This window comes from Klebsiella michiganensis (assembly GCF_002925905.1).
GTDB classification, from domain to species: domain Bacteria; phylum Pseudomonadota; class Gammaproteobacteria; order Enterobacterales; family Enterobacteriaceae; genus Klebsiella; species Klebsiella michiganensis.
This window is the reverse complement of the sequence record NZ_PRDB01000001.1, coordinates 1,333,852-1,355,153: the sequence shown is the minus strand read 5'-3', so window position 1 is coordinate 1,355,153 and position 21,302 is coordinate 1,333,852. Positions and strand designations below refer to the sequence as shown.

The following is a 21,302-nucleotide window of genomic DNA, read 5'->3' as shown; positions in this document are numbered from 1 at the left end:
ACATCGTAGTCCTGGTGATTCACAAGACGGGAGAGAAGCATCCTTTCTTACCCTGAGTATTTAGCGGAGCAAGTGTAACATTTCGTGAGCAGCGCCTGTAGACAAACTGCCATTAAGTCGTTCTAAAATGCGAGCTATTACGCAAAGTTCTGACTGCGCTTTACCTGAATATTCGCTATAACGGAAAACTAAAACGTAAACGTGGCACGTCGTGCTTGCGAAAAAATGCCGTGATGCTAATGTGAGCGCTCTAAAACCAGAAAACTCTGATTTCGGGTCTCTCTTGCCGTCCTGGCAATGTGGTTATTTGTTTTATCAAGGAACAAGTAGTATGCGCAAAATCGCATTATTTATTGCGATGCTTCTGTTGCCGTGCGTTTCATTCGCAGGGCTACTTAGCAGTAACAGCTCGACAACGCCGATGAGCAAAGAGTATAAGCAGCAGCTCATGGGTTCGCCGGTCTACATTGAGATCTTCAAAGAAGAGCGCATGCTCGATCTTTACGTCAAGATGGGCGAAACCTACCAGCTTCTCGACAGCTACCGGATCTGTAACTACTCCGGCGGGCTCGGTCCAAAGCAGCGCCAGGGCGATTTCAAGAGTCCCGAAGGTTTCTATAACGTTTCCCGCAATCAGCTAAAACCCGACAGCCGTTTCTACAAAGCGATCAATATCGGTTTCCCGAACGCCTACGACCGCGCGCATGGCTATGAAGGAAAGTATCTGATGATTCACGGTGCCTGCGTATCCGTTGGCTGTTACGCCATGACCGATACCGGTATTGATGAAATCTTCCAGTTCGTCACCGGCGCGTTAGTCTTCGGCCAGCCCAACGTTCAGGTGAGCATTTATCCTTTCCGCATGACCGACGCCAACATGGCGCGTCACAAATTTTCCTACTTCGCGGATTTCTGGCAGCAGCTGAAACCCGGGTACGACTACTTCCGGCAGACGCATAAGCCGCCGGTGGTTTCGGTCGCCAATGGCCGCTACGTGGTGAGCAAACCGCTCAGCCACGAAGTTGTGCAGCCGCAGCTCGCGTCAAACTACTCGGTCCCCGAGGCAAAATAACGCCCACTCGCCTGGCATAATTTTATTCCAGGTTTCGTTGCCGGTAAGCGGCTGAGTGGCGATAACGGAGACCACATCATTCGGTGTGGTCTCGCGTTGAAAGTCAATTTCTACATCCTGATCCAGCAGCGTCGCTACGCCAAACGGCGCCCGTCGCGTAATCCAGTATAAATTCGTCGAGCAAAACGCCATCACGTAGCGCCCGTCGGAGAGCAGCATGTTAAAAACGCCTTTTTCACGCAGCGCTCCGGCAAGCGTGGCGATAAATCTGAATACCTCAACCATATCGCCCGGCATTTCCGGATAGCGCTCGGTGATGCTGTGCAGCAGCCAGCAGAAGGCCTTTTCGCTGTCGGTCTCCCCGATAGGATGCAGACTTCCCGTCTCGAGGCTCTCATACCCCTCCAGTTGACCGTTATGGGCGTAGGTCCAGTTGCGCCCCCATAGCTCCCGGGTAAAGGGGTGAGTGTTTTCCAGCGCAACGATACCTCGGTTGGCCTGGCGAATATGGGCGATGACCGAGCAGGACTTGATAGGATATTCCTGCACCAGCTTTGCTATGGGCGACTGGAAGCTAGGCTGCGGATCTTTAAATGTGCGACAGCCCTTACCTTCATAAAACGTAATGCCCCAGCCGTCTTTATGTGGCCCGGTTCCGCCACCGCGCTGCACCAGCCCGGTGAAACTGAAGCAAATATCTGTGGGCACATTCGCGCTCATCCCGAGCAATTCGCACATAGATCACCTCATACCACTTACTGAAACATAAAAGGCGTTATTGGTGCAGCCAGTTTGGACACGGCCAGCGCGCAGAAACCGGAGCGTACTTCATGTACGTGAGGATCTTGAGCACTGCCCGGGTTCAAAATGGCTAACAAAATAGCCTTTTAAGCTTTAACCATCTCTTTTTCGATCAGCATAATCAGGATATGAATCACTTTAATATGGATTTCCTGAATACGGTCGGCGTAGCCAAAATGCGGTACGCGAATTTCTACATCCGCTGACCCCGCCATTTTACCGCCATCTTTCCCGGTCAGAGTAATCACTTTCATCCCCTGGGCGCGGGCGGCTTCAATCGCTTTGATAACATTACCTGAATTACCGGAAGTAGAGATCCCCAGTAATACGTCGCCTGCACGACCCACTGATTCTACATAGCGAGAGAAAACATATTCATAGCCGAAATCATTGCTGACGCAAGAGAGATGGCTCACGTCGGAAATCGCAATGGCCGGATAGCCGGGGCGATTTTCACGATAGCGCCCGGTCAGTTCTTCCGCAAAATGCATCGCATCGCAGTGCGAACCGCCGTTACCGCAGGAAAGGACTTTGCCGCCAGCTTTAAAGCTATCCGCCAGCAGCACCGCAGCACGCTGAATCGCGTGAATGTTGGCTTCGTCCTGCAGAAAGTTAGCCAACGTTTCAGCGGCTTCATTCAGTTCGTTACGAATAAGATCCTGGTACATGAGGATAATCCTTCAGTATTTGTGGGATAACCCAGGCAGTTTACCGGATAGCCGACGCAGCGAGAAGCAGCACGCAATGCAATCCCCTGTGCTTTTGATTTTATGTGCCGCATTTCCGTACAACAATGTGAGCAAGGTTGTAATTATTTTGTAAACACATTGCTAAAACAAATTACATCCACTACAACCATATCATCACAAGTGGTCAGACCTCCTACAAGACAGGGAGCATTTCTCTATGATGATTTTGAGTATTGTTGCAACCGTTGTTTTACTCGGTGCGCTCTTCTATCACCGAATCAATCTGCTGCTGAGCAGCGCGATTTTGCTTGTCTGGACCGCCGCACTCGGCGCTGCGGGGCTGTGGAATATCTGGCTGCTGATTCCGCTGGCGATCGTTTTACTGCCGTTTAACCTTGCGCCGATGCGTAAATCCATGATTTCAGTCCCGGCGTTCCGCGCTTTCCGTAAGGTCATGCCGCCGATGTCGCGCACCGAGAAAGAAGCGATTGACGCTGGCACAACCTGGTGGGAAGGCGATCTGTTCCGCGGCAACCCCGACTGGCAGAAACTGCACAACTATCCGCAGCCGCGCCTCACCGCTGAAGAACAAGCCTTTATTGACGGCCCGGTCGAAGAAGCCTGCCGTATGGCGAACGACTTCGAAATTACCCACGAGATGGCCGATCTGCCGCCGGAGCTGTGGGCCTATCTGAAAGAGCATCGCTTCTTCGCGATGATCATTAAGAAAGAGTACGGCGGGCTGGAATTCTCCGCCTACGCGCAGGCTCGCGTCCTGCAAAAGCTATCGGGCGTCTCCGGGATCCTGGCGATTACCGTCGGCGTGCCGAACTCATTAGGCCCGGGCGAGCTGCTGCAGCATTACGGTACAGAAGAACAGAAAAACCACTATTTGCCGCGCCTGGCTCGCGGCCAGGAGATCCCGTGCTTCGCGCTGACCAGCCCGGAAGCGGGTTCAGATGCCGGCGCCATTCCGGATACCGGCGTCGTCTGCATGGGCGAATGGCAGGGCCAGCAGGTGCTGGGTATGCGCCTGACCTGGAACAAACGCTATATCACCCTTGCGCCTATCGCCACCGTACTGGGGCTGGCGTTTAAACTCTCCGATCCAGACCGCCTGCTGGGTGGAGAAGAGGAGCTGGGCATCACCTGCGCGCTCATCCCCACCAGCACCCCCGGCGTTGAAATCGGGCGTCGCCATTTCCCGCTGAACGTTCCGTTCCAGAACGGCCCGACCCAAGGGAAAGATATTTTCGTTCCTATCGATTACATTATTGGCGGCCCGTCGATGGCCGGCCAGGGCTGGCGGATGCTGGTTGAGTGTTTATCCGTGGGACGCGGCATCACCCTGCCGTCAAACGCTACCGGCGGCCTGAAATCCGTCGCCATGGCTACCGGCGCCTACGCGCACATTCGCCGCCAGTTCAAAATCTCTATCGGTAAAATGGAAGGGATCGAAGAACCGCTGGCGCGTATCGCAGGCAACGCCTACGTAATGGATGCCGCCGCCTCGCTGATTACCTACGGCATTATGCTTGGCGAAAAACCAGCGGTACTGTCGGCAATTGTGAAGTATCACTGTACTCACCGTGGTCAGCGTTCCATCATTGACGCAATGGATATTACCGGCGGTAAGGGCATTATGCTCGGCACCGGAAACTTCCTGGCGCGGGCCTATCAGGGCGCGCCGATCGCCATCACCGTTGAAGGGGCGAATATCCTGACCCGCAGCATGATGATCTTCGGCCAGGGTGCGATTCGTTGCCATCCGTACGTGCTGGATGAAATGGCGGCCGCGCAGAATAACGACGTTAACGCTTTCGACAAGCTGCTGTTTAAACACATCGGGCACGTGGGCAGCAATAAGGTACGCAGTTTCTGGCTGGGCCTGACCCGCGGTCTCACCAGCAGCTCGCCGACCCGCGATGCCACTCGTCGCTACTATCAACATATGAACCGACTGAGCGCCAACCTGGCTCTGCTGTCCGATGTCTCAATGGCGGTACTGGGCGGTAGTCTGAAGCGTCGTGAAAGAATTTCTGCGCGTCTGGGAGATGTGCTGAGCCAGCTCTACCTGGCGTCGGCGGTCCTGAAACGCTATGACGATGAGGGGCGTAACGAAGCGGACTTACCGCTGGTTCACTGGGGGGTGCAGGATGCGCTGTATCAGGCCGAGCAGGCGATTGACGATCTGTTGGTGAACTTCCCGAATCGTCTGGTCGCTGGGGCGCTTCGCGTGGCAATCTTCCCGACCGGACGTCATTACCTGGCGCCTTCAGACAAGCTGGATCATAAGGTAGCGAAAATCCTGCAGGTTCCGAGCGCGACGCGTTCGCGTATCGGCCGCGGTCAGTATCTGACGCCGAGCGAGCATAATCCGGTTGGCCTGCTGGAAGAAGCGCTGCTTGATGTTATGGCAGCAGACCCTATCCACCAGCGCCTGTGCAAAGAGCTGGGCAAGAATCTGTCGTTTACGCGTCTTGATGAACTGGCCCGCAATGCGCTGGCAAAAGGGCTAATCAATCAGGACGAGGCGGACATCCTGGTCCGTGCGGAAACCAGCCGACTGCGCAGCATTAACGTCGACGATTTCGCCCCGGATGAACTGGCGACCCGCCCGGTAAAGCTGCCGGAGAAAGTGCGCAAGATCGAAGCGGCTTAAAAACGAAAAAATAAACCCATCACGATCGAGGCGGGGACTTCCCCGCCTCTCTTTTTTCTGACAATTCAGCGGAAGGTATTTCCAGGGCTGTCATTCTTTTACAAAATATTCCCTGAGCCGTCCATCGGCTGATATGGTGTTAAAGTCATTATAATTCCTCTCATCATACTGGAGTTCACCACCGTGCCCGGACTGAAAATTACCCTTTTACAACAACCGCTGGTGTGGATGGACGGTCCCGCCAACCTGCGCCATTTCGATCGTCAACTGGAAGGGATTACCGGGCGTGACCTCATTGTTTTACCCGAAATGTTCACCACCGGTTTCGCGATGGAAGCAGCAAAACAGTCGCTGTCGCAAGAGGAAGTGGTAGCCTGGATGGAGGCTAAAGCCGACCAAACCAACGCGCTGATTGCCGGTAGCGCCGCGCTGCAAACGGACCGTGGTCCGGTTAACCGCTTCTTGCTGGTTGAGCCCGGCGGTAAAATCCATTTCTATGACAAACGCCACCTGTTTCGCATGGCGGATGAACATCATCATTACGCAGCGGGTAACGAGCGGGTCATTTTTGCCTGGCGCGGCTGGAGAATTCTGCCGCTGGTATGCTACGACCTGCGCTTCCCCGTGTGGTCACGCAACCATAACGACTACGATTTAGCGCTGTATGTTGCCAACTGGCCCGCCCCGCGCTCAATGCACTGGCAGTCGCTGCTGGTCGCCAGAGCTATCGAAAATCAGGCTTATGTTGCTGGATGCAATCGCGTCGGCACCGATGGCAACGGACACCATTACCGGGGCGATAGTCGGATAATCACGCCGCAGGGTGAGATTATCGCGACGGCCGAACCGCATCAGGCGACTCGCCTGGATGCTGAGCTTTCGCTGACGTCGCTAAAAGAGTATCGCGAGAAGTTTCCGGCCTGGCAGGACGCAGATCCCTTCACGCTCAGCTAAAGCCAGACTGGCAGGGGAGCCCAGGCTCCCTTTTTATGCCTCAAACCAGCGCTATCCCGCCCGCTCGCCCCAAAGCCCTGCAGGTAAACGCCCGCAGCGCGGAACGAGAATATGAATGCTGTTAACGCCAGGCTCGCGGGCAAACGTTGTCAGACCGGCGCAACGGATGGCTGGCGAAGACGGGGAAGAGAATGTGTTCTGCAGGCTAAAACGACGAAAGCCTGAATCATTGCTGATTCAGGCTTTCTGAATAGTGGCGGAACGGACGGGACTCGAACCCGCGACCCCCTGCGTGACAGGCAGGTATTCTAACCGACTGAACTACCGCTCCACTTACTGTTCCCTTGGGAACGAGGCGAATATTACGGATTCCCCTCTACTCCGTCAACGCTTTTTCTTCATTTTTGAATCGCTTGCTGCAAAAATCACCCAACAGACTATTTTTAGCGCGTTTATGGGTAAATCAGGCCCGCCACAGGCAGCTTCCGCCTTTCTTTTGCACCAGATCGAGCCGCGACTCGTGGTTCATCAGCTCTTCATCAGAGGCGTAAACCACCCGTAATTTGCTGGCGGCGCGCACAACGCGTTGAATGCCCATTTCTCCGGCCTGCTGCTGCCCTTCCCCTTCCATTGAGAAAGCCATCGTCGTCTGGCCACCGGTCATCATCAGATAAACGTCGGCCAGAATCTGGGCATCGAGCAACGCCCCGTGCAGCGTTCGCTTGCTGTTGTCTATTTCATAACGTGAACAGAGGGCATCAAGGCTGTTACGCTTGCCCGGGAACATTTTACGCGCCAGGGCCAGGCTATCGGTCACCTTACAAAAGGTATCCGTCTTCGGAATGCCGCGATTCAGCTTAGCAAATTCATAGTCCATAAAGCCGATATCGAACGATGCGTTATGGATGACCAGCTCCGCGCCGCGGATATAGTCGAGAAACTCATCGACCACATCACCAAACGCGGGCTTATCCATCAGGAATTCGTCCGCAATACCGTGGACGCCAAACGCTTCAGGATCCACCAGCCGGTCCGGCTTTAAATAGACGTGGAAGTTGTTTCCGGTCAGGCGGCGGTTGATCACCTCCACCGCACCGATTTCAATTATCTTGTGCCCTTCATAGTGCGCACCAATCTGATTCATACCGGTGGTTTCGGTATCGAGAACGATCTGTCGCGTAATTGCAGTGCTCATAGCGGTCATTTATGTCAGACTTACCGTTTTACGTATCGATTTCAATTACAGGAAGTCTACCAGAGATGCTCAAACAGGTAGAAATTTTCACCGATGGTTCTTGCCTGGGAAATCCAGGTCCTGGCGGCTACGGTGCGATTTTACGCTATCGCGGGAAGGAAAAAACTTTTAGCGAAGGCTTTAACCTTACAACGAACAACCGCATGGAGATGATGGCCGCCATCGTCGCCCTGGAAGCGCTGAAAGAACATTGTGAAGTGATCCTCAGTACCGACAGCCAGTATGTGCGTCAGGGGATTACGCAGTGGATCCACAACTGGAAAAAACGCGGCTGGAAAACGGCCGACAAGAAACCGGTAAAAAATGTCGATCTCTGGCAGCGCCTGGACGCCGCGCTGGGTCAACACAAGATAAAATGGGAATGGGTTAAAGGCCATGCCGGACATCCGGAAAACGAACGTTGCGACGAACTGGCGCGCGCGGCAGCATCTAACCCAACCCGGGACGACATCGGTTATCAGGCAGAAAGTTAATTCTGCCCCTTGCGCCACTGACGCGTGGCGCCTACCGCCTGCGGTATCCGTTTTTTTGCTTTGCCCGATTTCATCGGGTTTAGCGTCAATGGGATAGTGCGTTTACGGGCAACAATGAGCTGCAGACATCCCAACGCCGGTAGATGCGTGCTGAGCATTTTCCCCCCGTGGCGCGACCAGGGAAGGACCTGATAGCCCCCGTAGTGCATAACTTCAAAATTCAGCAACCCCAGCCAGTCCATCTGACGCGTTAAGGTGAACATGCGGCTGTTATAGGGGGGCTTATTGCGTAACACCGGCACCAGTTTACGTAACCCCATCAGGCTTACAGGATTAAAACTGGTTAAAATTATCCAGCCATCGTCAATCAGCACCCGGTCCGCTTCCCGCAGCAGTCGATGCGGATCGCTGCACCACGGTAAGGTATGCGCCAGCAGGCAGGCATCTACCGACTTTTCGGCAAAAGGCAAATGCAGCGGATCGGCCTTTACCTGCACAGGATTCCCCTGCAAAGAGACATTCACCTGATGGGAAATCGCGCAGGCTTCGGTATTGATTTCCGCGCTCAGATTGCCAATCTTAAGTAAATGAAAGCCATATAATTTAGCGAGCCACGGTTTCATCTGCCGTTCCAGCGATTCGCGGTAGTATTCGCCCCACGGCATGCTGGACCAGTGCTCTGGCGCTGTAACTGTATGAGGTATCCTTGCCGGCTTCATCGCAACCTTCCGCTACGCATTAGAGGTAATTTATGAATCTTATCAGTATTCCCGCATTTCAGGACAACTACATCTGGGTTCTTAGTGAAGATAGCGGGCGCTGCCTGATAGTCGATCCCGGAGAAGCCGCGCCCGTGCTCGCCGCCATCGAACAAAACCGCTGGCAGCCGGAAGCTATCTTCTTGACGCATCACCACCGCGACCATGTTGGCGGCGTTAAACAACTGCGGGAAAAATTCCCGAACCTGGTGGTTTACGGACCGGCAGAAACCCAGGATAAGGGCGCAACCCACGTCGTGAAGGACGGAGATAGCCTCACTGTTTTGGGCCGCGAATTTTCTATTTTTGCCACGCCAGGTCACACTTTAGGACACATCTGTTTCTACAGCGCACCTTATCTATTTTGTGGCGATACAATGTTTTCCGGCGGCTGCGGCAGACTATTCGAAGGGACCGCAGAGCAGATGTATCAATCATTTAAGAAGATTAGCGCCCTTCCTGACGAAACATTAATATGTTGCGCACATGAGTACACTTTAGCAAACATGAAGTTTGCAATAAGCATCCTTCCCCATGATAGGGAGATAAACGATTACTACCACAAAGTTAATGAGTTACGTGCAAAAAACCAAAAAACACTCCCCGTAACTCTGAAAAATGAGCGTCTTATTAATTTATTTCTTCGAACGGATGATGATGATTTAATTAAAGAAATAGACAAAGAAACAAATTTGCAACACTCTATTCAGCGATTTGCCTGGTTAAGGTCAAAGAAAGACGACTTCTGATATTTAATTCTTGTCTTCAGACGACTTCACCGTTATCCTTGCTCGTCTTTTAAGCAACTATTGACACACACATGAAGGCACGAGCGATTTTACTCGCCTCTGTCCTGCTGGTGGGGTGCCAGGCGTCTAAGAACGATGGCACCGTACAACAGCACGCACAGAGCCTTTCTGCAGCGAGTCAAGGGGAAGCAAGCAAGTTCACAAGTCGAGCGCGCTGGTTAGATGATGGAACCTTCTACGCGCAAGACCAGGATCTGTGGACTTCAATAGGCGACGAGCTAAAGATGGGAATTCCGGAAAACGTCCGGATTCGCGAACAAAAACAGAAGTACTTAAGAAATAAGAGCTATCTCCACGATGTAACTTTACGGGCAGAGCCGTATATGTACTGGATAGCCGGGCAAGTTAAGAAACGTAACATGCCAATGGAACTGGTATTACTACCCATAGTGGAGAGCGCTTTTGACCCGCACGCAACGTCTGGCGCCAATGCCGCAGGCATTTGGCAGATCATTCCGAGCACCGGGCGCAATTATGGTTTGAAACAGACCCGCAGTTACGATGCGCGTCGTGACATCGTTGCCTCAACCACGGCAGCGTTAAACATGATGCAACGTCTGAACAAAATGTTCGACGGCGACTGGTTGTTAACCGTCGCTGCCTATAACAGCGGCGAAGGTCGGGTAATGAAGGCTATCAAAGCGAACAAATCACGGGGTAAACCCACCGATTTCTGGTCGCTGTCATTACCACAGGAAACCAAAATATACGTACCAAAAATGCTGGCCCTGAGCGATATTCTCAAGAACAGCAAGCGGTATGGCGTAAGGTTGCCGACAGCAGACGAAAGCCGTGCCCTGGCGCGTGTACGTCTCGACAGTCCGGTTGAGATTTCACAGCTAGCGGATATGGCAGGAATGCCCGTCAGCAAGCTGAAAACGTTCAATGCAGGCGTTAAGGGGTCGACTCTGGGCGCGAACGGGCCGAATTACGTACTGGTACCGCAGAAGCATGCGGCGCAACTGCGTGAGTCTTTGGCCTCCGGTGATATTGCCGCCGTGCAGCCGACGCTGCTGGCTGATAACAAGCCGTTGACCAGCCGCAGCTACCAGGTGCGCTCCGGTGACACCATCTCCGGCATTGCATCGCGTCTCGGCGTATCAACGAAAGATCTGCAGCAGTGGAACGGTATTCGCGGTTCTAACCTGAAGGTCGGTCAGAATCTGGTGATTGGCGCAGGCAGCAGCGCTGAACGTCTGGCAAACAATAGCGATAGCATTACCTATCGCGTGCGTAAGGGCGACTCTTTGTCGAGCATTGCGAAACGCCATGGCGTGAACATTCGCGATGTGATGCGCTGGAACAGCGATACCGGCAACCTGAAACCTGGCGATCAGCTGACGCTGTTTGTGAAAAACAGCGACAGACCGGAATCCTGATGATTCAGCAGGCATTAAAAAAGGCACCCATGCGGTGCCTTTTGTTTTATCTCTGCGTTAGATGGCCTTATGGGCCTCAAACATAATCGTATCGCTGGTGAAAGAACCATCCTGCTGCAATGCAAAATAGGCTTTGACCTCCGCCGATGCGCTCTCCTGGTATAAACGAATCGCTGCCGTCAGCGCCGCTGGCGTCCGCATCCGCGCGACCCAGGAGCTGAACTCCAGAGGCAGGCGATCGGTCAGCAGATGATTTATCACCAAACCGGCCTCACTCGCCATTGTCAGCCATTCGCCGCTGGAGTAGTTGCGAACATGGGAGGTATCGCGCAGCGCCTCAACCGTCTGCAGCCAGACGTCGCGAACAGGATGGCCGGGCGACATCACATCCATAATAATCATCACTCCGCCCGGTTTCAGCACCCGCTTCACTTCACGCAATGCCTGGCCAACATCATGCCAGTGATGCGCAGAATAACGGCTGATCGCGACATCAAAGCTGGCATCAGCGAAAGGCAAAGATTCGGCATAGCCCTGCTGCGTGGCAATATTAGCAAAACCTTTATCCCTTGCGGCCTGAGCCACCACCTCCAGCATCTGGCTGGATAAATCATATGCCGTTACCTGGGCAACCTGCCCTGCCGCCGCAAAGCTGGCGTGTCCGGCACCGCATCCCATATCCAGCACGTGGGCCTGAGGGAAGTCCGCCAGCCGTTCGGCCAGTCGCTGCAGATCGCGCCCTGAAGCGTGTACGGCACTGCTCAGGTAGGCGCTGGCCTGTGAGCCAAACTGTTTTTCGACGTTGTCATGATGAGAGCGTGTTGTCATTGCATTATCCTTCGGTTTTTTGAGTAATAAAGGCAGCACCATGCATACGCAGGCCTGCCCCATGGCAGGCCTGACATACCTTAATTAATCAGGCTTGCCGGGACTGAATTCAACTAGTAGCGGGTTGTGGTCGGACGCGCGGGTCACCAGCACGGAAGCATCGTGCACGCTTAACCCCCGGTAGAACACAAAATCAAGCGGGCGGCCAAAAGTACGGCGGCGCTGATCGTCAGAGAAGCGGACTTCGCGCAGCGACATTTCACGCGCAAAGCGATACAAAGCGTTCATTCGCGGACGACTCCAGGCGTTAAAGTCACCCGCCATTATCACCGGCCCGCTGTGATGGGCAATCTGGTCGCCAATCGGCAGCAGCTGCTTGCTGTAGACATCCACGCCAAGACTAAAGTTGACCGCGTGGATATTTACCACCATCAGCAGCCGGGTATCCGGTAACGGGTAAACGGTGACCAACGCTGACTTTGCCAGCCGCAGGATAGGCTCGCGCTCGCGCAGTGGGCAGCAGTAAATGGGGTGGGCGGAAGCTAACGTCATCACGCCGGAAGGATGCTGCGGAAGCACCAGTGCCGGAACCTGGTCAGCGGCCAGATAATTGGAGGTGGCGAATTTCACTAACTCAGGCGTGGTTTGCGCTTCCTGTAATAACACCAGGTGCGCATCTTTACCGAAATTATTAAGCACGGATTTCCACTCTGCGCGCTGCTGTTTGAAGATGTTCCACACCAGCACGCGGATTTTCTCATCCGAACTTAACGGTACCCCGGCCGGAAAAGCCGGAGTCATGCCAGCAAACGACCCCGGAGGTAAGATTCTCTCCGCGGGTTGTCCGGCGACGTAGCGCATGGCATAGGTATTCTTTCGCAATTTAGGCATCAAACCTCGATAACAGGAAACCAGCCCGAGACTGCAGCTGGTCCTTCTGTTATAGGGATTTTTGTATACACTTTCAATGCAATTTGCCAGAAACCTTTATCCTTCTACGGAAAGAACCGTAGCACAGCGCTGAGGCTTATCGAGCCGGCCGCTAAGAACCACCAGCAACAGCGCGACCAGAACTATCAGCGCGCCAATCCAGGGCGTCTGATCCAGACCATAATGTTCTACCGTCTGCCCACCAATCACCGATCCTAAGGCAATCCCGATGTTAAAGGCGGCAATATTCAGGCCTGAGGCAACGTCAACCGCGCCTGGAGTATACTGCTCCGCTTTCTGCACAACGTATACCTGCAGACCCGGAACGTTACCGAATGCGAAGATGCCCATCACCAGTACCGTCGCCAGCGCCGCATACTGAATGCTGGCCGTAAACTGAAAGATCAGCAGTAAAGCAACCAGGGCGGCAAAAATCAGCTTCAGCGCGGGCACGGCGCCATGCTTATCCGCCAGCTTTCCGCCCCATACGTTGCCCACCGCTACAGAAACACCGTAGCCCAGGAGGATCCAGCTAACGGCCGCCGGGCTAAATCCGGCAAGATCCTGCATCATCGGCGCCAGGAAGGTAAAAGCGGTGAATACGCCGCCATATCCCAAAGCCGTAATGGCATAGATTATCAGTAAACGGGGATGAGTCAGAACCTGGAGCTGGGCGCGCAAACCGGCGCTGACACGACCGGGAATGTTATTCGGCACCAGGATAAGGCTGCTCATTAATGCGATTACGCCAAGGATCGACACGGCAAGGAACGTCTCGCGCCAGCCAAAGTGTTGGCCGATAAAGGTGCCCAATGGTACGCCGGTCACCAGCGCAACGGTCAGACCGCCAAACATAATCGCAATCGCCGAAGCCGCTTTCTCTTTCGGGACCAGGCTGGTCGCAATTGTCGATCCGATCGAAAAGAATACCCCGTGCGCCAGTCCCGTCAGCAGGCGTGCCAGAACCAGAGTTTCATAACCCGGCGCCTGCCAGGCCAGCAGGTTACCGGCGGTAAACAGCGCCATTAACGCCAGCAGCAGTTGCTTACGCGGCATACGCCCGGTCAGCGCGGTGAGCACCGGGGCGCCAATCGCCACGCCGAGCGCATAGATAGAAACCAACAGCCCCGCAGAGGGTAGCGAAATAGCAAGTTGTTCTGCAATGGTGGGCACCAGGCCCACAATGACAAATTCGGTCGTGCCAATAGCAAAGGCACCGATAGTTAAGGCAAGTAGCGCCAGCGGCATAATGTACTCCGTATCAACATGATTAAGATGACACGTAGTATGAAGAGATGCTTTAATAACAAAAATAGCCAAAGTATCAATAGAATTTTGCCACAGGTGCAATAATGAGAGCTACCTCAGAAGAAATCGCCATTTTTGTCGCCGTGGTCGAGAGCGGCAGCTTTAGCCGCGCAGCGGAACAGCTAGGTCAGGCCAATTCCGCCGTCAGCCGGGCGGTGAAAAAGCTGGAATCAAAGCTCGGCGTGAGCCTGCTTAACCGTACGACCCGTCAGCTAAGCCTGACCGAAGAAGGAGAGCGTTATTTCCGTCGCATGCAGGTTGTGCTTCAGGAGATGGCCGCTGCCGAAAATGAACTTCTGGAGAGTCGTACGACGCCAAGAGGACTATTACGGGTTGATGCCGCGACGCCGGTGATACTGCATTTTCTGATGCCGTTGATAAAACCCTTCCGTGAGCGTTATCCAGAGATGAGCCTTACTCTGGTCTCGTCCGAAACCTTTATCAATCTGATTGAGCGGAAAGTTGACGTCGCGATCCGCGCCGGCACGCTGACCGATTCCAGCCTGCGCGCCAGGCCATTGTTTAATAGCTACCGCAAAATAATCGCTTCACCGGACTATCTCGCTCGCCATGGAACGCCGCAAAGCGTCGCTGAGCTAAAAAATCATCAATGCCTCGGTTTTAGCGAACCTGTTTCATTGAATACCTGGCCAGTCTCCTGCTGCGATGGCCAGCTGCTGGAAATCGAAAGCGAGATATCTTCCAATAGCGGAGAAACGCTCAAGCAGCTGTGCCTGGCCGGTAACGGAATCGCCTGTCTGTCGGACTATATGGTGGATAAGGAAATTGCTGAAGGGGCGTTTGTCGAGCTGCTGGCTGATAAACGGCTGCCGGTTGAAATGCCGTTTAGCGCGGTTTACTACAGCGACAGAGCCGTAAGCACGCGGATCAGAGCCTTTATCGACTTTCTTAGCGAACATGTAAAACAGCTCCCGAAGGAGCTGTAAGAGGGTTGTAGAGTACAGAGGGGGATTAGATTAGTCCCATTCAGGCGCCAGACCGTCCGGGCTAACCAGACGATCGTTGCAGTCCAGGGCGGCGATCGCCTGGCGATCGTCTTCATCAAGCTGCAGATCCTGAGCTTTAAGGTTGCTTGCCAGGTTTTCGCGCCGCGTCGAAGACGGAATTACCGCATAACCTTCGCCCATTGCCCAGGCCAGGATAACCTGTGCCGGCGTGGCATTATGTTTCGTTGCAATACGTGCAATCACTTCATCTTTCAGCGCCTTACCGTAGGCCAGCGTCATGTAAGAGGTGATATGAATACCGTGTTCACGCGCCCAATCAACCACTTTACGGTTCTGCAGGTACGGAGAGAGTTCAACCTGGTTGGTCGCGATATTCTCTGCGCCAACGGCGGCAATTGCCCGCTCCATCAGCGGAATGGTGAAGTTAGAAATACCAATCTGACGGGTCAACCCCTGCTTTTTCGCTTCCAGCAGCGCGGCCATAAACTCCTCGACGGCAACGGCATCGTTTGGCGACGGCCAGTGGATTAACGTCAGGTCGACATAGTCAGTCCGCAGCTTCAGCAGGCTCTCTTTCAGGCTGGCGATCAGCTTGTCTTTGCTGAGATTTTCAATCCAGATCTTGGTGGTGATGAACAGTTCATCGCGCGCAACGCCGCTTTCAGCAATAGCCTGACCCACAGCAGCTTCATTATCATAGATTTGCGCGGTATCAATGGTGCGATAGCCAAGCTCAAGCGCCGTTTTTACAGATGCAATAACCACGTCATCTTTCAGACGGAAGGTCCCAAGACCAAATGCAGGGATTGTCATGATTTTCCTCTTTATTCATTCATATCGGTTAACGAGGGTAATTATGACCAACGAGAGGATTGAGAAAAAGAGCGCTAAACGCAGAGGATTTTTGCTAAAAAAGCAATAATAAAGCGACAGGCAAAGAAAAAGCCCTGAGCAAATGCTCAGGGCTTTTAATAAGTGGCGGAACGGACGGGACTCGAACCCGCGACCCCCTGCGTGACAGGCAGGTATTCTAACCGACTGAACTACCGCTCCACCGAATACTTCTGTAACCACCGGATTTATGCACCGGCTTACTACTTAATTTGATGCCTGGCAGTTCCCTACTCTCACATGGGGAGACCCCACACTACCATCGGCGCTACGGCGTTTCACTTCTGAGTTCGGCATGGGGTCAGGTGGGACCACCGCGCTGTCGCCGCCAGGCAAATTCTTTGTGCTCAGTACGCAATTCTTTATCGCATCAGCCGCGTTGCCCGCGCTCGCAAAGTCAGTCACATACTTCAGTATGCTCCTTCTTTTCCTTCGCTTGTCGCCTTGCTGCTGCGCAAATTATTGCGTACTCAACTCTGAATCAATGCTGAAAATCTCTCAATCCGCCAAAACATCTTCGGCGTTGTAAGGTTAAGCCTCACGGTTCATTAGTACCGGTTAGCTCAACGCATCGCTGCGCTTACACACCCGGCCTATCAACGTCGTCGTCTTCAACGTTCCTTCAGGACTCTCAAGGAGTCAGGGAGAACTCATCTCGGGGCAAGTTTCGTGCTTAGATGCTTTCAGCACTTATCTCTTCCGCATTTAGCTACCGGGCAATGCCATTGGCATGACAACCCGAACACCAGTGATGCGTCCACTCCGGTCCTCTCGTACTAGGAGCAGCCCCCCTCAATTCTCCAGCGCCCACGGCAGATAGGGACCGAACTGTCTCACGACGTTCTAAACCCAGCTCGCGTACCACTTTAAATGGCGAACAGCCATACCCTTGGGACCTACTTCAGCCCCAGGATGTGATGAGCCGACATCGAGGTGCCAAACACCGCCGTCGATATGAACTCTTGGGCGGTATCAGCCTGTTATCCCCGGAGTACCTTTTATCCGTTGAGCGATGGCCCTTCCATTCAGAACCACCGGATCACTATGACCTGCTTTCGCACCTGCTCGCGCCGTCACGCTCGCAGTCAAGCCAGCTTATGCCATTGCACTAACCTCCTGATGTCCGACCAGGATTAGCTGACCTTCGTGCTCCTCCGTTACTCTTTAGGAGGAGACCGCCCCAGTCAAACTACCCACCAGACACTGTCCGCAACCCCGATTAGGGGCCCACGTTAGAACACCAGCCATTAAAGGGTGGTATTTCAAGGATGGCTCCATGCAGACTGGCGTCCACACTTCAAAGCCTCCCACCTATCCTACACATCAAGGACCAGTGTTCAGTGTCAAGCTATAGTAAAGGTTCACGGGGTCTTTCCGTCTTGCCGCGGGTACACTGCATCTTCACAGCGAGTTCAATTTCACTGAGTCTCGGGTGGAGACAGCCTGGCCATCATTACGCCATTCGTGCAGGTCGGAACTTACCCGACAAGGAATTTCGCTACCTTAGGACCGTTATAGTTACGGCCGCCGTTTACCGGGGCTTCGATCAAGAGCTTCTCCTTACGGATAACCCCATCAATTAACCTTCCGGCACCGGGCAGGCGTCACACCGTATACGTCCACTTTCGTGTTTGCACAGTGCTGTGTTTTTAATAAACAGTTGCAGCCAGCTGGTATCTTCGACTGATTTCAGCTCCACGAGCAAGTCGCTTCACCTACCATCAGCGTGCCTTCTCCCGAAGTTACGGCACCATTTTGCCTAGTTCCTTCACCCGAGTTCTCTCAAGCGCCTTGGTATTCTCTACCTGACCACCTGTGTCGGTTTGGGGTACGATTTGATGTTACCTGATGCTTAGAGGCTTTTCCTGGAAGCAGGGCATTTGTCACTTCAGCACCGTAGTGCCTCGTCATCACACCTCAGCGTTAGTGACGTTCCGGATTTACCTGGAACATCCGCCTACATGCTTAAACCGGGACAACCGTCGCCCGGCCAACATAGCCTTCTCCGTCCCCCCTTCGCAGTAACACCGAGTACAGGAATATTAACCTGTTTCCCATCGACTACGCCTTTCGGCCTCGCCTTAGGGGTCGACTCACCCTGCCCCGATTAACGTTGGACAGGAACCCTTGGTCTTCCGGCGTGCGGGTTTTTCACCCGCATTATCGTTACTTATGTCAGCATTCGCACTTCTGATACCTCCAGCAACCCTCACAGGCCACCTTCAACGGCTTACAGAACGCTCCCCTACCCAACAACACATAGTGTCGCTGCCGCAGCTTCGGTGCATGGTTTAGCCCCGTTACATCTTCCGCGCAGGCCGACTCGACCAGTGAGCTATTACGCTTTCTTTAAATGATGGCTGCTTCTAAGCCAACATCCTGGCTGTCTGGGCCTTCCCACATCGTTTCCCACTTAACCATGACTTTGGGACCTTAGCTGGCGGTCTGGGTTGTTTCCCTCTTCACGACGGACGTTAGCACCCGCCGTGTGTCTCCCGTGATAACATTCTTCGGTATTCGTAGTTTGCATCGGGTTGGTAAGTCGGGATGACCCCCTAGCCGAAACAGTGCTCTACCCCCGAAGATGAGTTCACGAGGCGCTACCTAAATAGCTTTCGGGGAGAACCAGCTATCTCCCGGTTTGATTGGCCTTTCACCCCCAGCCACAAGTCATCCGCTAATTTTTCAACATTAGTCGGTTCGGTCCTCCAGTTAGTGTTACCCAACCTTCAACCTGCCCATGGCTAGATCACCGGGTTTCGGGTCTATACCCTGCAACTTAACGCCCAGTTAAGACTCGGTTTCCCTGCGGCTCCCCTATACGGTTAACCTTGCTACAGAATATAAGTCGCTGACCCATTATACAAAAGGTACGCAGTCACCCAACAAGTGGGCTCCTACTGCTTGTACGTACACGGTTTCAGGTTCTTTTTCACTCCCCTCGCCGGGGTTCTTTTCGCCTTTCCCTCACGGTACTGGTTCACTATCGGTCAGTCAGGAGTATTTAGCCTTGGAGGATGGTCCCCCCATATTCAGACAGGATACCACGTGTCCCGCCCTACTCTTCGAGTTCACAACCTGTGCGTTTTAGTGTACGGGAGTATCACCCTGTACCCTGCGACTTTCCAGACGCTTCCACTAACACACAAGCTGATTCAGACTCCGGGCTGCTCCCCGTTCGCTCGCCGCTACTGGGGGAATCTCGGTTGATTTCTTTTCCTCGGGGTACTTAGATGTTTCAGTTCCCCCGGTTCGCCTCGTTAACCTATGTATTCAGTTAACGATAGTGCAACGAATTGCACTGGGTTTCCCCATTCGGACATCGCCGGCTGTAACGGTTCATATCACCTTACCGACGCTTTTCGCAGATTAGCACGTCCTTCATCGCCTCTGACTGCCAGGGCATCCACCGTGTACGCTTAGTCGCTTAACCTCACAACCCGAAGATGTTTCGTAAAACATCGTCGTGTCGCGAAAATTTGAGAGACTCGAACACACTTAAACAGTGTGTCGTTTCAATTTTCAGCTTGATCCAGATTTTTAAAGAGCAAAACTTCGCAGTGAACCTTTTCAGGTACACTCTGAAGTTTTCTTGTGTTGTGCAGTAAAGATGGTGGAGCTATGCGGGATCGAACCGCAGACCTCCTGCGTGCAAAGCAGGCGCTCTCCCAGCTGAGCTATAGCCCCATCGTAGTTAATCTCATTTACCGTAATTCGATTCCGGGCAAGGCGTGGAAGAACGAAGCATACTGAAGTATGCGAGTTATTTCACAACGCAGCACGGGAGCGAATTTGGTAGGCCTGAGTGGACTTGAACCACCGACCTCACCCTTATCAGGGGTGCGCTCTAACCACCTGAGCTACAAGCCTGCAGAGATTTTTTACTGCTACATTTTCATCAGACAATCTGTGTGAGCACTACAAAGGCAGGTTCTTTAAGGTAAGGAGGTGATCCAACCGCAGGTTCCCCTACGGTTACCTTGTTACGACTTCACCCCAGTCATGAATCACAAAGTGGTAAGCGCCCTCCCGAAGGTTAAGCTACCTACTTCTTTTGCAACCCACTCCCATGGTGTGACGGGCGGTGTGTACAAGGCCCGGGAACGTATTCACCGTGGCATTCTGATCCACGATTACTAGCGATTCCGACTTCATGGAGTCGAGTTGCAGACTCCAATCCGGACTACGACATACTTTATGAGGTCCGCTTGCTCTCGCGAGGTCGCTTCTCTTTGTATATGCCATTGTAGCACGTGTGTAGCCCTACTCGTAAGGGCCATGATGACTTGACGTCATCCCCACCTTCCTCCAGTTTATCACTGGCAGTCTCCTTTGAGTTCCCGACCGAATCGCTGGCAACAAAGGATAAGGGTTGCGCTCGTTGCGGGACTTAACCCAACATTTCACAACACGAGCTGACGACAGCCATGCAGCACCTGTCTCAGAGTTCCCGAAGGCACCAAAGCATCTCTGCTAAGTTCTCTGGATGTCAAGAGTAGGTAAGGTTCTTCGCGTTGCATCGAATTAAACCACATGCTCCACCGCTTGTGCGGGCCCCCGTCAATTCATTTGAGTTTTAACCTTGCGGCCGTACTCCCCAGGCGGTCGACTTAACGCGTTAGCTCCGGAAGCCACTCCTCAAGGGAACAACCTCCAAGTCGACATCGTTTACAGCGTGGACTACCAGGGTATCTAATCCTGTTTGCTCCCCACGCTTTCGCACCTGAGCGTCAGTCTTTGTCCAGGGGGCCGCCTTCGCCACCGGTATTCCTCCAGATCTCTACGCATTTCACCGCTACACCTGGAATTCTACCCCCCTCTACAAGACTCCAGCCTGCCAGTTTCGAATGCAGTTCCCAGGTTGAGCCCGGGGATTTCACATCCGACTTGACAGACCGCCTGCGTGCGCTTTACGCCCAGTAATTCCGATTAACGCTTGCACCCTCCGTATTACCGCGGCTGCTGGCACGGAGTTAGCCGGTGCTTCTTCTGCGGGTAACGTCAATTGCTGAGGTTATTAACCTCAACACCTTCCTCCCCGCTGAAAGTACTTTACAACCCGAAGGCCTTCTTCATACACGCGGCATGGCTGCATCAGGCTTGCGCCCATTGTGCAATATTCCCCACTGCTGCCTCCCGTAGGAGTCTGGACCGTGTCTCAGTTCCAGTGTGGCTGGTCATCCTCTCAGACCAGCTAGGGATCGTCGCCTAGGTGAGCCGTTACCCCACCTACTAGCTAATCCCATCTGGGCACATCTGATGGCAAGAGGCCCGAAGGTCCCCCTCTTTGGTCTTGCGACGTTATGCGGTATTAGCTACCGTTTCCAGTAGTTATCCCCCTCCATCAGGCAGTTTCCCAGACATTACTCACCCGTCCGCCACTCGTCACCCGAGAGCAAGCTCTCTGTGCTACCGTTCGACTTGCATGTGTTAGGCCTGCCGCCAGCGTTCAATCTGAGCCATGATCAAACTCTTCAATTTAAGTTTGATGCTCGTGAATTAAACTTCGTAATGAATTACGTATG

Annotated in this window: 15 protein-coding genes, 4 tRNA genes and 3 rRNA genes; 7 read left to right on the top strand and 15 right to left on the bottom strand. The window is 53.5% G+C overall.

From position 1 onward, the window contains the following. The first annotated feature begins 331 nt into the window (after positions 1-331). Positions 332-1,072 carry a peptidoglycan meso-diaminopimelic acid protein amidase gene (dpaA, locus tag CDA56_RS06525; protein WP_014228031.1) on the top strand — a complete coding sequence of 247 codons (741 nt, stop codon included), beginning with the start codon at positions 332-334 and terminating at the stop codon, positions 1,070-1,072. Here the strand turns inward: dpaA and CDA56_RS06520 are convergent. Beyond that, positions 1,043-1,810 (bottom strand): class II glutamine amidotransferase, encoded by a 768-nt coding sequence (locus tag CDA56_RS06520; RefSeq protein ID WP_004847917.1) that lies wholly within the window; start codon positions 1,808-1,810, stop codon positions 1,043-1,045. The genes dpaA and CDA56_RS06520 overlap by 30 nt on opposite strands. A gap of 149 nt (positions 1,811-1,959) precedes the next feature. Next, on the bottom strand, positions 1,960-2,541 hold the full coding sequence (lpcA, locus tag CDA56_RS06515) for a D-sedoheptulose 7-phosphate isomerase (RefSeq protein WP_004099149.1): 582 nt from the start codon (positions 2,539-2,541) through the stop codon (positions 1,960-1,962). A 238-nt stretch (positions 2,542-2,779) separates the two neighbouring features. Between lpcA and fadE the strand changes: the two genes are divergently transcribed. Both fadE and CDA56_RS06505 read left to right on the top strand, forming a co-directional pair. Then, positions 2,780-5,224: an acyl-CoA dehydrogenase FadE gene (gene fadE, locus CDA56_RS06510; RefSeq protein ID WP_014837468.1), complete on the top strand. Its 2,445-nt coding sequence runs from the start codon at positions 2,780-2,782 to the stop codon at positions 5,222-5,224. Positions 5,225-5,407: 183 nt separating this feature from the next. After that, positions 5,408-6,178 (top strand): amidohydrolase, encoded by a 771-nt coding sequence (locus CDA56_RS06505; protein WP_014837467.1) that lies wholly within the window; start codon positions 5,408-5,410, stop codon positions 6,176-6,178. Between the two features lie 254 nt (positions 6,179-6,432). Here CDA56_RS06505 and CDA56_RS06500 read toward each other — a convergent pair. Beyond that, positions 6,433-6,509, bottom strand: a tRNA-Asp gene (locus tag CDA56_RS06500). Between the two features lie 132 nt (positions 6,510-6,641). Then, positions 6,642-7,373 (bottom strand): DNA polymerase III subunit epsilon, encoded by a 732-nt coding sequence (dnaQ, locus tag CDA56_RS06490; RefSeq protein ID WP_025108466.1) that lies wholly within the window; start codon positions 7,371-7,373, stop codon positions 6,642-6,644. 65 nt (positions 7,374-7,438) lie between these two features. On the opposite strand from dnaQ, the gene rnhA reads away from it, so the two are divergent. Next, the gene (gene rnhA / locus CDA56_RS06485; protein WP_004129160.1) at positions 7,439-7,906 is read left to right on the top strand and encodes a ribonuclease HI; all 468 of its coding nucleotides are present in this window, start codon (positions 7,439-7,441) and stop codon (positions 7,904-7,906) included. On the opposite strand, the gene CDA56_RS06480 is transcribed toward rnhA, so the two are convergent. Next, positions 7,903-8,625: a class I SAM-dependent methyltransferase gene (locus CDA56_RS06480; protein ID WP_004847912.1), complete on the bottom strand. Its 723-nt coding sequence runs from the start codon at positions 8,623-8,625 to the stop codon at positions 7,903-7,905. The genes rnhA and CDA56_RS06480 overlap by 4 nt on opposite strands. A 32-nt stretch (positions 8,626-8,657) precedes the next feature. On the opposite strand from CDA56_RS06480, the gene gloB reads away from it, so the two are divergent. Continuing rightward, positions 8,658-9,413 carry a hydroxyacylglutathione hydrolase gene (gloB, locus tag CDA56_RS06475; RefSeq protein ID WP_103815432.1) on the top strand — a complete coding sequence of 252 codons (756 nt, stop codon included), beginning with the start codon at positions 8,658-8,660 and terminating at the stop codon, positions 9,411-9,413. A gap of 71 nt (positions 9,414-9,484) precedes the next feature. Continuing rightward, the gene (gene mltD, locus CDA56_RS06470) at positions 9,485-10,852 is read left to right on the top strand and encodes a murein transglycosylase D (protein ID WP_004129156.1); all 1,368 of its coding nucleotides are present in this window, start codon (positions 9,485-9,487) and stop codon (positions 10,850-10,852) included. 57 nt (positions 10,853-10,909) lie between these two features. Here the strand turns inward: mltD and CDA56_RS06465 are convergent, their stop codons facing one another. From CDA56_RS06465 to CDA56_RS06455, 3 genes are all read right to left on the bottom strand, one after another. After that, entirely contained in the window at positions 10,910-11,680 is a 771-nt protein-coding gene (locus CDA56_RS06465; RefSeq protein WP_057173109.1) for a class I SAM-dependent methyltransferase, read from the bottom strand. An 84-nt stretch (positions 11,681-11,764) separates the two neighbouring features. Next, a complete protein-coding gene (locus CDA56_RS06460) occupies positions 11,765-12,562 on the bottom strand; it encodes an endonuclease/exonuclease/phosphatase family protein (protein WP_025108464.1) in 798 nt (265 codons plus the stop codon). Between the two features lie 105 nt (positions 12,563-12,667). After that, positions 12,668-13,858: an MFS transporter gene (locus CDA56_RS06455; RefSeq protein WP_014228021.1), complete on the bottom strand. Its 1,191-nt coding sequence runs from the start codon at positions 13,856-13,858 to the stop codon at positions 12,668-12,670. Between the two features lie 104 nt (positions 13,859-13,962). Here CDA56_RS06455 and yafC point away from each other — a divergent pair, with 104 nt between their 5' ends. After that, on the top strand, positions 13,963-14,865 hold the full coding sequence (gene yafC, locus CDA56_RS06450) for a DNA-binding transcriptional regulator YafC (protein WP_004847906.1): 903 nt from the start codon (positions 13,963-13,965) through the stop codon (positions 14,863-14,865). 30 nt (positions 14,866-14,895) lie between these two features. On the opposite strand, the gene dkgB is transcribed toward yafC, so the two are convergent. The 7 genes from dkgB to CDA56_RS06415 all read right to left on the bottom strand — a co-directional run bounded on the left by dkgB (position 14,896) and on the right by CDA56_RS06415 (position 21,258). Further along, on the bottom strand, positions 14,896-15,699 hold the full coding sequence (gene dkgB, locus CDA56_RS06445) for a 2,5-didehydrogluconate reductase DkgB (protein WP_014837458.1): 804 nt from the start codon (positions 15,697-15,699) through the stop codon (positions 14,896-14,898). A gap of 163 nt (positions 15,700-15,862) precedes the next feature. Beyond that, positions 15,863-15,939: transfer RNA gene (locus CDA56_RS06440), tRNA-Asp, on the bottom strand. 55 nt (positions 15,940-15,994) lie between these two features. Beyond that, positions 15,995-16,110: ribosomal RNA gene (gene rrf / locus CDA56_RS06435) — 5S ribosomal RNA — on the bottom strand. A gap of 194 nt (positions 16,111-16,304) precedes the next feature. Next, positions 16,305-19,210 (bottom strand): 23S ribosomal RNA (locus CDA56_RS06430). Between the two features lie 178 nt (positions 19,211-19,388). Continuing rightward, a tRNA-Ala gene (locus CDA56_RS06425) sits at positions 19,389-19,464 on the bottom strand. A gap of 106 nt (positions 19,465-19,570) precedes the next feature. Further along, positions 19,571-19,647: transfer RNA gene (locus CDA56_RS06420), tRNA-Ile, on the bottom strand. A 71-nt stretch (positions 19,648-19,718) separates the two neighbouring features. Further along, positions 19,719-21,258, bottom strand: a 16S ribosomal RNA gene (locus CDA56_RS06415). Together the 16S, 23S and 5S rRNA genes with 3 tRNA genes alongside form the textbook arrangement of a ribosomal RNA operon. Positions 21,259-21,302 lie beyond the last annotated feature (44 nt).